Consider the following 12,185-nt stretch of genomic DNA (forward strand, 5'->3'; position numbering starts at 1 on the left):
CCGGATATGACACCGGCCGCCGATCCGACCACGCGGCCGCCGACGGCCACGACTCCATCGAGGTCCGTGGCGCCCGGGAGAACAACCTCACCGGGGTGTCCCTGGACATCCCAAAACGGCGCCTCAGCGTCTTCACCGGGGTCTCGGGATCGGGGAAGTCCTCCCTGGTCTTCGACACCATCGCCGCCGAGTCCCGGCGGCTGATCAACGAGACCTACACCGCGTTCGTCCAGGGCTTCATGCCGAGCCTCAGCCGTCCGGACGTCGACGCGCTGCGCAACCTGAGCGCGGCGATCATCGTCGACCAGGAGCGGATGGGCGCCAACGCCCGTTCCACCGTGGGCACCGCCACCGACGCCTACACCATGCTGCGCATCGTGTTCAGCCGGATCGCCACCCCCTTCGTCGGCTCGGCCGGCGCCTTCAGCTTCAACCTGGCCGAAGGCATGTGCCCGGAGTGCGAGGGGCTCGGCAAGGTCTCCGACATGGACGTCGACGCGCTCGTCGACCGGGAGCTGTCGCTGAACGAGGGCGCCATCAAGGTGCCCGGGTTCGGCGTGGACACCTGGTACTGGCAGGTGATGGCCCACTCCGGGTTCTTCGACCCCGCCGTCAAGCTCAAGGACTACACCTCCGCCCAGTGGGAGGACTTCCTCCACAAGCCCGCCACCAAGGTCAAGGTCGGGTCCAACAACCTCACCTACGAGGGCCTGGCCGTCAAGGTCCGCCGGATCTACCTGGCCAAGGACCGCGAGTCGATGCAGCCCTCGGCCCGCGCCTTCGCCGACCGCGCCATCAAGCTCTCCCCGTGCCCGGCCTGTGAGGGGGCCCGGCTCAACCAGGCCGCTCTGGCGGCCAGGATCGACGGCCGCAACATCGCCGAGTGCGCGGCCATGCAGATCGACGACCTGGCCGCGTTCGTGCGCGGGATCGGCGACGCCTCGGTCGGGCCGATGCTGGACAGCCTGCGCGACACCCTCGATTCCCTGGTCGCCATCGGCCTCGGCTACCTCAGCCTGGACCGGGAGTCGGCGACGCTGTCGGGCGGCGAGGCGCAGCGGGTGAAGATGGTCCGCCACCTCAACTCCAGCCTCTCCGACGTCACCTACGTCTTCGACGAGCCCACCGCCGGGCTGCACCCGCACGACATCCAGCGGATGAACGGGCTGCTGCTGCAGCTCCGCGACAAGGGCAACACCGTCCTGGTCGTGGAGCACAAACCGGAGACGATCGCCATCGCCGACCACGTCGTCGACCTCGGCCCCGGCGCGGGCACGGCCGGCGGGCGGCTCTGCTACGCCGGCGACCTGGCGGGCCTGCGCGCCTCCGGCACCCTGACCGGCCGCTACCTGGACCACCGCGTCCACCTGCGCGAGAAGCCGCGGCAGCCGAGCGGCCACCTGTCCATCACCGGCGCCACCCTGCACAACCTCAAGGACGTCGCCGTCGACATCCCCCTCGGCGTGCTCACCGTCGTCACCGGCGTGGCCGGGTCGGGCAAGAGCTCGCTGATCCACGGGTACGTCGCCGGGCGTGAGGGCGTGGTGGTGGCCGACCAGTCGCCGATCCGCGGCTCGCGCCGCAGCAACCCCGCCACCTACACCGGGGTGCTGGACCCGATCCGCACCGCGTTCGCCAAGGCCAACGGCGTCAAGGCCGCCCTGTTCAGCGCCAACTCCGAGGGCGCCTGCCCGGCCTGCAAGGGCGCGGGCGTCATCTACACCGACCTGGTGATGATGGCCGGTGTCGCCACGGTGTGCGAGAAGTGCGAAGGCAGGCGCTTCACCCCCGAGGTGCTGTCCTACACGCTGCGCGGCAAGAACATCAGCGAGGTCCTGGCCATGCCGGTCGCCGAGGCGTGCGCGTTCTTCCCGACCGGCCAGGCCCACGTGATCCTGGACCGCCTGGCCGCCGTGGGGCTCGGCTACCTCGGCCTCGGCCAGCCGCTCACCACGCTGTCCGGCGGCGAGCGCCAGCGCCTGAAACTGGCCATCCACATGGCCAAGAACGGCACCACCTACGTCCTGGACGAGCCGACCACCGGGCTGCACCTGGCCGACGTCGACCAGCTCCTGGAACTGCTCGACCGGCTCGTCGACGACGGCAACACCGTCATCGTCATCGAGCACCACCAGGCCGTGATGGCCCACGCCGACTGGATCATCGACCTGGGCCCGGGCGCCGGCCACGACGGCGGCCAGGTCGTCTTCTCCGGCACCCCGGCCGACCTGGTCGACACCGGCACCTCCCTCACCGCCCTCCACCTGCGCGAGTACGTCGACCGCGCCTGACGAGCAGGACGACCGCGGCGGCCACGCCCAGCACCACGATGGCCGCCGCGGACACCTGCGACGTCCGCGCCCCGCTGAGCGCCCCGGCCGGCGGGCCGCCCAACGCGGTACCCAGCGGTGCCGGCAACTACCGCGCCGACCCCCACGCCGAGGGAGACATCCACCCCAAGACGGTGACGCTCACCCCAAGACGGTGACGCTCACGCCTAGGCCATGACGCTCACGCCGAGGGAGACATCTACGCCGATACGGTGACGCTCACGCCGAGGCGGACACCAGGCCGGCCTCGTAGGCGGCGATGACGAGTTGGACGCGGTCGCGGGCGCCGAGTTTAGCCAGGAGGCGCGCCACGTGGGCCTTGACCGTGGCCACGCTGATGAACAGTCGTGTGGCGATCTCACCGTTGGTCAGGCCCCGGGCGATCAGCCTCAGCACCTCGCGTTCCCGCTCGGTGACGCCCTCGGGCAGGAGCCGGGGCGGTGCCGGGTCGGGACGGCCGGTGAAGCGGGCGATCAGGCGGCGGGTGACGCTCGGGGCGATCAGGGCGTCCCCGGCGGCGACCACGCGGACGGCCGCGAGGATGTCGTCCAGCGCCATGTCCTTGACCAGGAACCCGCTCGCGCCCGCGCGCAGGGCGCCGTAGACGTACTCGTCGTCGTCGAAGGTGGTCAGCACCAGCACACGGGTGTGCCCGGGGCCGGTCATGATCCTGCGGGTGGCCTCGATGCCGTCCATGCCCGGCATGCGGACGTCCATGAGCACCACGTCCGGCCCGAGCTCCCTGACGATCCGGACGGCCTCCGCTCCGGTGCCGGCCTCGCCGGCCACCTCGATGTCAGCGGTATCGGTGATGAGCACACGCAGCCCCGCCCGCACCAACGGCTGATCATCAGCCAACACGACCCGAACCATCACCGCCCCTCCCCCCACCTGCGACCGCCTCCGCCTCCACCTCTGCGGCTGTTCGCGTGCCCGGCCCCGCACCCGAATGTGCGTCCCTGCCCGCCCCCACCTCCACGCCGGCCCACGCACCCGTCCTCGCACCCGAGGGTCCGCCCGTCTCCGCCCCCACCTCCACGCCGGCCCGCGCACCCGTCTTTGCACCCGAGGGTCCGCCCGTCTCCACCCCTACCTCCGCGCCGGCCCGCGCACCCGTCCTCGCGGCCGAGGGTGTGTCCGGCCCCGCGCTCAGCTTCGTGGCGGGCTTTGCGGGCATCGCCGTGCCGGCGGCCGGGGTGACTTCCATGGCCGCCGGCACGGGGAGCCGGGCCTGCACGCGGAAGCCGCCCTCAGGTCGTGGGGCCGCGGTGAGGTGGCCGTTCAGGAGGGCTACTCGCTCGCGCATGCCGACGAGGCCGAATCCAATGGCGTGTCCGTCGCGTCCGCCGCCGCCACGGCCGTCGTCGAGGACCTCGATGGTGAGCTCGTCCTCGCCGAGATCGACGGTCACCCGGGCGTCGCGGGCGCCGGAATGGCGTACGACGTTGGTCAGGGACTCCTGGACGATGCGGAACGCGGCCAGCTCGACGTCCGGGGGAAGCGCGCGCCGCCGCCCGTGCCACACCACCCGCACGCGGACCCCGGCCTCGGTGGTGGCCGCGGCCAGCCGCTCGAGGTCGCCCAGCCCGGGCGCGGGCTCCCCCGGCCCGCTGCCCAGGTCGCCGTGCCGCAGCGCCACCAGCGTGCGCCGCAGCCCCGCCAGGGTCTCGCGGCTGGTGGCCTCGATGGTCATGAGCGCGTTGCGCGCCTCGCCGGGCTGGGTGTTCATGACCCGGCTGCCCACCCCGGCCTGGATGGCGATGAGGCCGATGCTGTGGGCGATCATGTCGTGCAGCTCGCGGGCGATGCGCAGCCGCTCGGCGGTCACCGCCTGCGCCGTGGCCCGCTCGCGCAGCGCCGTGGCGTGCTCACGCCGCTCGCGCACCGAGTGGCCGGCCATCCAGCTCGTGGCCACCCCCAGGACCAGCAGCGCGACGGTCGAGGTGAAGACGCCCCCGCCGTTGGTGAAGAAGAGGGCGCAGGCGATCTGCGCGCCCAGCGCCATCAGCGCCCCGCACACCGCGACCGGGCGCCTCCGGGTGGCCGCGATGTACGCGACGGCGGCGTCCCCCGCCGCGACCAGCGGATAGGTGATCAGCCAGGAGTGGGCGGTCGTCGCCACGATGAGCGTCCCGGCCAGGATGATCGCCAGGGCGGGCAGTGGCCTGCGCCGCAGCAGCCAGACCGGCATCGCCGTGACCAGCAGCGTGAGCAGCAGGCTCAGCGCCAGCGGGTCGCGGGGCCAGCTCCTCGACTCGGCGGCGACCACCACGAGGAACACCAGCGCCCCGCACCAGGCCGGCGCCGAGCGCACCACCTTCCGGGGGCGCGAGAGGGCGAGCGGTGCGGCGGACATGCGTCGATCGTAGCCAGCGCCCGCACGGCCGGGCATCGGCCCGCGGACGTACTCCCGTGGGTGACCTGGGCCCGCGTGGAAGTGGCCGGCGGTCCGATGCCGCCTCACCCCGCGACCCGCCACGGTTACCCCGTGATCCGAACACCACCCCGGCCGTCCCCTCACGACCATCCCCTCGCGAGCAGCGGGTTCAGGGCTCCGTCCGTCCTCTCCCCCGTGACCGTCGTCCCGGCGCCATCCACGGGGGGACGCGATGGGTGACCTCGTCAGCCGGATCAGCGCGCGGACGCCGCCCGGCCGCGACCGCGCCGCCGACGCCCTGCGCGCGCTGGCCATCCTCGGTGTGGTGCTCGGCCACTGGCTCGTCACGGCCCTGGTCGCCGACAGCGGGACCCTGCGGACTACCAGCCCGCTCAAGTACATGCCCGGCCTGGCCGCCGCGTCGTGGCTGCTGCAGACCATGGCGGTGTTCTTCCTGGTCGGCGGGCAGATGGCCGCCCAGAGTCACGCCCGTGCCCGGGCCGAGGGCATCAGGTACGGGCGGTGGCTGCGCGTCCGCACGGCGCGGCTGGCACGGCCGGTGGTGGCCGTGGCCGCGGTGTGGAGCGTGGTGGTGTCCGGCTCGCTGGCCGCGGGGGCCGACCCCGACACCGTGCGGGCGCTGGCCAAGCTGGTCTGGGGGCCGCTGTGGTTCCTGCCGGTGTTCGCGGCGCTGACGGCGGTCACTCCACTGGCCGCCCGGCTGCACCCGGCGTGGCCGCTGGCCGTCGTCGCGCTCACCGACCTGGTCAGGTTCGGCCTCGGCGGCCCCGCCTGGCCCGCGTGGGCGAACGTGATGGCCGGCTGGATGGTCCCGTACTGCCTCGGCGCGGCCTGGGCACGCGGCCGGTCGCGCGGTCGCGCGACCGGGTGGGGGCTGCTGGCGGGCGGGGCCGCCGCGACCGCCGTGCTCGTGGTGTGGGGCGGCTACCCGGCCGCCATGGTCGGCGTGCCGGGGGCGGCCGTCTCCAACCAGGCCCCGCCCACGTTGGCGGCCGTCGCCTTCGGCCTGGCCCAGTGCGGGGCGGCCTCGCTGCTGCTCGGCCCGCTGCGGCGGCTGCTGGGACGGAGTCCCGCCGCGTGGGCGGCCGTGGCGCTGCTCAACCTGTCCGCGATGACGGTGTTCCTGTGGCACCAGACCGCCATGATCGCCGTCACCGCGCTGGGCATGCTGAGCGGCGCCGCGCTGCCCGGCCTGCACACCGTGCCCGACTCGCCCGCCTGGGTGCTCGCCCGTCTGGCCTGGCACCCGGCGTTCGCCCTGGCCTTGCTGGTGTGCTGGGCCGCCTTCCGTCTCTTCGACCGCCCCCGCGCCGCCACCTCGCCCGCCCGGACACCTCTCACCCCGAGCTCCCCGTCGGAGGCCTGAGTCCGGCGGCGAGACCGGCCCTTCGCGCCGCCGGGACCATGCGCCACGGCTCAGTCGTCCAGGTGGATGGCCTGGACGGGGCAGGCGCGGGCGGCCTCCTCGATGGACGGCGCGAGCGCGTCGTCCGGCGCGGCGTCGTACATCAGTTCGTCGTCGTCGTTGAGCGCGAACACCTCCGGGGCGGCGAACACGCACTGGGCGTGGATCTGGCACAGGGTCATGTCGACACGGACGCGCATGGCTCCCTCGTCTCCGGGCGTGTTCAGGCGGGGTTGAAGCGGGAGTAGCCGCCGAAGGACCAGCGCTGGGGGACGCCGCCGGCGATCTCGACGGCCTTGTCGACGTCGAAGTCCACCAGTCGCTGGGCGCCGGGGACCGCGGCCGCCCGCTCGGGGTCCCAGTCGACGCGGGCGCGGCCGGTGAGCTGCAGGGTGCGGCCGTTGTCCCAGTCCAGGAACAGCAGCCCGCAGCGCGGGTCGACCTCCAGGTTGCCCAGCGTCATGTACATGGAGTTGCCGGCGTAGTCGGGCCAGGTCAGCCGGGCGCGGCCGGTCACCGTGACGAAGCCGGGGTTGCCGCCGCGGTGGGATGCGTCGGCGCCGAGCCCGGCCGCGTAGGTGCCGACGAAGAAGGTGTCGGCCGCGGCGATCCACCGCCGTTGGGCGTCGGTCAGGTCGCCGGTGACGGCCGCGGTCCTGTCAGGCGCGGGCGCGTCCTCGGCGGGGGTGCGGGTCTGGATGTACTTGGGGCAGTTGGCGTACACCTGGTCGGTGCGGACGACCAGGGCGTCGCCGTGCCGGTGTGCCCGGCCGTTGACGCGCATCCGCCTGCGGGTGGCGGGCTCGATCACGATCATGCCGACCTGCCGTTCGGTGTCGAAGCGGCCCGCCAGCGGGTCGCCGGGGCCGGGCAGCCGGTCGGCCAGGACGGTGCGCTCGTCGGGGGCGGTGATGAACCCGGGCGGACCGGTCAGCGCGCCGGCCCACACCGCGCCGGTCTCGTCGGGGGCCGCGATCACGGCCAGCCGCTGCGCGCCGAGGAACTCGGCGGCGACCGGCGGGATGGTCGCGCCGACGCCGGCCGATCCGAGGCCGGCGGCCGTCACGCCGGCGCGGCGCTGGACCGCTTGTTCGCCGTGGTGGAGCATGGGCGGATCCCTTCTCGTCGCCTGCCCGGACCGGCGGCACGCGGTCCGGGCGCACGTGCGTTCCGTTCGGAGGGAGCCGTCAGAAGAAGCCGCAGGTGGGCGCGTCCTTGACGGGCGCGGGCGCGATGTCGGCGCCGGTGGGGGCGTAGATCTCCAGGCGGATGCCGTCGGGGTCGGTGAAGAAGACGCCGCCCGAGGAGGCGCCTTCGCCGTGCGGGACGATGCCGTCGTGCAGGGGCTGCACCCCGAGGTCGCGCAGGGCGGCCTCGGCGCGGCGGACGGCCTCGATGTCGGGCACCTGGAACGCCAGGTGGTGCAGTCCGGGGCGGTCGGCGGCGAACGCGCCGCCGCTCTGCTGCCACAGGGTGACCAGCAGGCTGCCGTCCCGGCCGAGGAAGGCGAACCTGCGGTCGCCGTCGGCGCGCTCCGCGAGGAGCTCGAAGTCGAAGACCCGGCGGTAGAAGGCGGTGGAACGGCCGAGGTCGGTCACGTTGAGGCCGACGTGCCCGGTCCGCAGGGCGGGTGTGCTCATGGGATCCCCCGATATGGACGCGCGTGGACGTGTGAGCGGGCCCTTCGGCGGACAAGGGCGCTCACCAGGGACGACACCATTTCTAATGGTTGGACGGCCCTGCTGCCATTAGAATATGCCGTGCGGCTTCTAACGGTGTCAACCGGGCGGTAGCGTTAGAAGCGTGGACGTCGCGAACCTTGAGGGCGGCGGCGCGCCCATCCTCGGCGAGCCGCCGCCCATCGAACTGGGCAACACCGCCTACGCGGTCAGGGGCCGTCCCCAGGACGGCCTGGAAACCGTCGAACACCTGGCCGCGTGGCTGCGCGACGTGCGCCCGCGCCTGGCCGTCGCGCTCACCGACGCCGACCTGGGGGGCGTGACCGGCGACGACCTGCGCGCCGCCCGGGAGATCCGGGAAGCCGTCCGCGCCCTGGCCGCCGCGGCCATCGCGGGCCGCGACGCCGACCCCGGCGCGGTCGCCACCCTCAACCGGCACGCCCGCCTGACCCCGCGGTGGCGCGAGCTGCGCACCGCCCCCGAGCCGCACGCGACGGTGTGCGCGGCGGGACGCCCGGTCTCGGCGGTCCTCGCCGCCATGGCCGAGGAGGCCGTGGACCTGTTCGCCGGAGCGGCGCGTCACGAACTGCGCGCCTGCCACGGCCCCGGCTGCGTGCTCTACTTCCGCTGCGAGACCGGGCGGCGGGAATGGTGCTCGGCCGGCTGCGGCAACCGGGCCAGGGCCGCCCGCCACTACGCCAAGGCCCGCCAGGACCCCGCGACCTGAGCGCACCCGACCCCTTCCTCCGCGCACCGGCGTCCATCGCGGAAACGACCATGAACGGCGCTCGAACGGTCGTCGAAATCGAGGGCCGCGCCGTATTCGGGCGCCCCTGAAGGAAACGGACCCCATAACCACCCCTATCGTTCCGGGGGTCTTTATGGGGTCCGCTATTTCCCGGCACGGGGCGGCGGTAGCGTGCCCACTGGCAGCTCGATTCGACGCACGGGAACGACGCGACCCCGGTCGAGTCCTCCGGTTCTCACCGGCCGTGCCGGAAAGGACAGAGAAGCAGGGTGACGCGCGCCGGCCGTACTCGCAGGGTCGTCATTGTCGGGGCGGGCCTGGCAGGTACCGCCACCGCGATCCGTCTTCTTCGTTTCGCCAGGGAACCATTGCAGGTCGTGTTACTCGAACGGCTCCCCGAATATCGGGGGGCCGGGGTGGCGTATCACCGGGCCGGCAACCACTGGCACCACGTTTTCAACATTCAGGCCGGTCGCATGTCGATGTTCCGCGAGGACGTCGACGACTTCGTGCTGTGGGCCAACCACGAGGCCGACCGGACCGATTGGCCCGCGGAATGGCGGAGCACCGAGTTCACCGAATCCGGTCCGGCTCCCCGGCGCATCTATCCCGACTATCTCGCCAGCCGCCTGGCCGAAGCCGCGCGCGAGGCGTCCCCGGGCGTGACCCTGGTAGAGGCGGGCGGCGAGGTGGTCGACCTCGGCGTCGTCGGCGGCCACGTGCGCGTCGTCATCGAAGGTCTCGACGGTTTCCCCACGTCAGAGAACGTCGGCGGATCCGGCGGGACGGTGCTCGAAGCCGACCACGTCGTGCTGGCGACCGGCCTCGAGAGAAAGCGGCCGGCCTTCGCGGCCCGCGTCATCGACCATCCCGCGCTCGTACGGCATCCGTACTCGGAGGCGGGGATCGCGCGGATTCTCGACGTCAGGCGGGACGCCGTCGTGGCCATCGTGGGCACGCTGCTCAGCGCCTACGACTCGGCGGCGCTGCTGCTGCGCCGCGGCCACACGGGGACGATTCACATGATCTCCCGCTCCGGCCTGACGCTGCGAACATATCCCCCGGACCACCGGCACCAGGTGCTCCGCCTGCCACCGCCCCGGCTGCACCGCGACGCCTACGAAGGGCTCCAGGAATTCGTCCGGTGCCTCACGGAGGAATGGGAACGGGCCTGCGCCGCCGTCGCACGCGAGTATCCCGACGTGCCGTCGGAGGTGATAACGGAAAGGGTCGCCAAATCGTGGGAACCCTATATGCCGGAGATTCTGCGGCGGGTGCCGTCCGCCGATCTCCGCGCGCTTCTCGACGGTTACGGAAGTCTGCTGGCCGTCCTGCGCGTGGGCGCCGTGGCGTATACGACGGAACTGGTCGACGCCGCGATGGCCGCGGGCGGGCAGATCGTTCTCACCACCGGGAGAATCGCGGACATCCGCGACGCCGAGGCGGGCAGGCTCGCCCTGTCGGTCGAGGGGCGGAGTTCGACCCGGACCGTCGAGGCCGACCTGGTGATCCTGAACTTCGGGCGGGAGTCCGACTACGAGCGCGTCGACTCGGCACTCTGGGCGAACCTCCTGCGGAAGGGACTCGCGCTGCCGCACGGGCGTACCGGGCGGGGCGTCGAGGTGGACGAGCGCGGCGTCCTGCTCGGCCCGTCGGGCGTCCCGTCGGGCCCGATCTCCGTGGTGGGCGGCCCGCGCGAGGGCGACGAGATCGTCCGCTACGGGCGGACGGGGGCGTTCGCCTTCAACCTCGCCGCCATCAAGAACCACTCCGTCCAGGTCGCGGCCACCGTCCTGCACCGGCTGGAATCCTGCTACGACGAGCGGGCCGATGACGTCGCCGCGCTGACCGGCGCCACCGAGGAGGCCGGCCTTTCGATCATGCTCGACGTGCGGCGGATGGCGTCCCGGCGACGCGCCGACCGCCAGGCCCTGGAGGGCCGCCTCGAAGACAGCATCCAGAGGATCCGCGAGATCACGACACGCGCCGGCGGCACCCCCGCGACGACTCCCGCCCTGCGGTTCGCGGTGAACGCCGCCGCGACGGTGAAGATGACGGACCTGTCCGTCACCCCCCGAGACCTCCGCTCCCTCCTCGGGCTCGCCGAACCGGCCACCTGAACCCCGCCGGCCCCCGGCGACGCCTCTCACGGCTGATCAGCATTCGAGAAGACGCGTGGCCCGACGGACGGCTGCGACGCTCGTTTCATGGCTCCATCGGATTCCGGCGGAGCCATGACGACGCCGAGGCAGCCGCCCGCCGGCGCTCTCGTCGTCGTCACCGACCTGTGGCCATGGGAGACGACCTTGAGTGCTCGCGAGATTCCGGGAGTTCTGCTCGCCGGTTCGCCGTCGACGACCGTCGGGGGGTTCTGTAATCGCACCGGGAAGCCGGTCGAGGGGTCCGTGCTGGTCGTCGAGGCGCTCGGCCCGGAACTGTACAAGGCCGTCATCGCCTCCTCCGCCGTGATCTGTTCGCGCGGCGGGCGGACCGGCCACATGCAGTCCCTGTGCCGCACCCGGGGGATTCCCGTCCTGCGCGTCGCCCCGTCCGACCTCGCGGAGGTCAGCGGATACGTCACCGTCTCGGCCGACCGCCAGTCCGTCCTGCTCGGCGACGCCGAGACCCCGGCGCGCGCTCCCGATTCCCCGGTCGTCACTCCCGGCGACCTCGGGTCGATCTGCGTGGTCGTCGCCGCCGCGACCGACGTCCGGACGATCAACACGCTCACCCCGCGCGTCGAGCAGGTGGAGAGCTTCTTCATCCGCGAGGAGTTCCTCTGCCTGTCGGCCGGGCTGAGCCCGCTGGACGCGCTGCGGGCAGGCGCCGGCGAGGCCGAACGCTACGGCGCCGCGGTCGCCGCGGAGCTGTGCGCGCTGGTCCGGGAGTTGCTGCCCGGCCAGCGGATCGTCATGAGGCTGCTCGACCTCCGCTCCGACGACGCCGCGCGGATCACCACCGAGGTCGAGGTCGACCACGAACCCAACCCCGAACTCGGCCTGCACGGCGCGCGCGGGCTGCTGAACGAGGAGCACTACCCGCGGGCGTTCGGCGCGCTTCGCGCGCACGTGCGGGAACGGCTCGGCCCGCAGGCGGCGCGGGTGAGCTTCGCGGTGCCCTTCGTCAACGACCAGGACGAGTTCCTGCGCCTTCGCCGGCACCTCGGCCTGCCCGGCGACCTCCCTCTCTCGGTGTTCGTCGAGACTCCCGCCGCCGTCCATTCCGCGGCCGGGTTCTGCGCCGCCGGAGCCAGCGAGCTGTTCGTCGGGACGAAGGATCTGACCCAGTTCTACCTGGCCGCCGACCGGGGCAACCACCTGGTCGCCCCCTCCTACCAGACCCGGCATCCCGCCGTCCTGGACGGTCTGCGCCAGGCGGTCGAGTCCGGCGCCGGCGCGGGCACCCCGGTCCACGTCTTCGCCCTCGGCGCCGACCTGGACCATTACGTGGCGCACCTGCCCACCGGCAGGTTCATGATGTGCACCGCCGAACTGCGCGAACTCGCCCGGCGCGAGCTCGCGGCGACGCCGCGCTGACCGGGAGCCGGCGACGCCGGACACGCGGATCCCGGTACGTGGTACAGCCTGCTCTACCGTTCGGGTCTCGTCTGCGGGATCGGCGGCGG

Annotated in this window: 11 protein-coding genes; 6 read left to right on the forward strand and 5 right to left on the reverse strand. The window is 73.1% G+C overall.

The features are described 5' to 3' along the window. The first annotated feature begins 56 nt into the window (after positions 1-56). Entirely contained in the window at positions 57-2,291 is a 2,235-nt protein-coding gene (locus tag BJ981_RS35815) for an ATP-binding cassette domain-containing protein (protein WP_239139072.1), read from the forward strand. 38 nt (positions 2,292-2,329) lie between these two features. Beyond that, on the forward strand, positions 2,330-2,488 hold the full coding sequence (locus BJ981_RS35820; RefSeq protein WP_184617945.1) for a hypothetical protein: 159 nt from the start codon (positions 2,330-2,332) through the stop codon (positions 2,486-2,488). 61 nt (positions 2,489-2,549) lie between these two features. Here the strand turns inward: BJ981_RS35820 and BJ981_RS35825 are convergent, their stop codons facing one another. Next, positions 2,550-3,203, reverse strand: coding sequence for a response regulator (locus BJ981_RS35825; RefSeq protein WP_204070084.1), 654 nt, complete (start codon positions 3,201-3,203; stop codon positions 2,550-2,552). Next, the gene (locus tag BJ981_RS35830; protein WP_204070085.1) at positions 3,181-4,686 is read right to left on the reverse strand and encodes a sensor histidine kinase; all 1,506 of its coding nucleotides are present in this window, start codon (positions 4,684-4,686) and stop codon (positions 3,181-3,183) included. The genes BJ981_RS35825 and BJ981_RS35830 overlap by 23 nt, the downstream gene beginning before the upstream one ends. A 253-nt stretch (positions 4,687-4,939) precedes the next feature. Between BJ981_RS35830 and BJ981_RS35835 the strand changes: the two genes are divergently transcribed. Beyond that, the gene (locus tag BJ981_RS35835) at positions 4,940-6,094 is read left to right on the forward strand and encodes an acyltransferase family protein (protein ID WP_184617947.1); all 1,155 of its coding nucleotides are present in this window, start codon (positions 4,940-4,942) and stop codon (positions 6,092-6,094) included. A gap of 50 nt (positions 6,095-6,144) precedes the next feature. Here BJ981_RS35835 and BJ981_RS35840 read toward each other — a convergent pair whose 3' ends face one another. The 3 genes from BJ981_RS35840 to BJ981_RS35850 form a co-directional block, all read right to left on the reverse strand. Beyond that, positions 6,145-6,333 (reverse strand): ferredoxin, encoded by a 189-nt coding sequence (locus BJ981_RS35840; RefSeq protein ID WP_184617948.1) that lies wholly within the window; start codon positions 6,331-6,333, stop codon positions 6,145-6,147. Between the two features lie 23 nt (positions 6,334-6,356). After that, positions 6,357-7,241 (reverse strand): pyridoxamine 5'-phosphate oxidase family protein, encoded by an 885-nt coding sequence (locus tag BJ981_RS35845; RefSeq protein ID WP_184617949.1) that lies wholly within the window; start codon positions 7,239-7,241, stop codon positions 6,357-6,359. Between the two features lie 79 nt (positions 7,242-7,320). Next, complete coding sequence (locus tag BJ981_RS35850) at positions 7,321-7,773, reverse strand: VOC family protein (protein WP_184617950.1); 453 nt, start codon at positions 7,771-7,773, stop codon at positions 7,321-7,323. Between the two features lie 163 nt (positions 7,774-7,936). Between BJ981_RS35850 and BJ981_RS39565 the strand changes: the two genes are divergently transcribed. The 3 genes from BJ981_RS39565 to BJ981_RS35865 all read left to right on the forward strand — a co-directional run bounded on the left by BJ981_RS39565 (position 7,937) and on the right by BJ981_RS35865 (position 12,096). After that, positions 7,937-8,539: a CGNR zinc finger domain-containing protein gene (locus BJ981_RS39565; protein WP_204070086.1), complete on the forward strand. Its 603-nt coding sequence runs from the start codon at positions 7,937-7,939 to the stop codon at positions 8,537-8,539. A gap of 290 nt (positions 8,540-8,829) precedes the next feature. Then, positions 8,830-10,680 (forward strand): FAD/NAD(P)-binding protein, encoded by a 1,851-nt coding sequence (locus tag BJ981_RS35860; protein ID WP_184617951.1) that lies wholly within the window; start codon positions 8,830-8,832, stop codon positions 10,678-10,680. Between the two features lie 114 nt (positions 10,681-10,794). Next, on the forward strand, positions 10,795-12,096 hold the full coding sequence (locus BJ981_RS35865) for a putative PEP-binding protein (protein WP_184617952.1): 1,302 nt from the start codon (positions 10,795-10,797) through the stop codon (positions 12,094-12,096). Positions 12,097-12,185 lie beyond the last annotated feature (89 nt).

This window comes from Sphaerisporangium krabiense, assembly GCF_014200435.1.
GTDB classification, from domain to species: Bacteria; Actinomycetota; Actinomycetes; order Streptosporangiales; family Streptosporangiaceae; genus Sphaerisporangium; species Sphaerisporangium krabiense.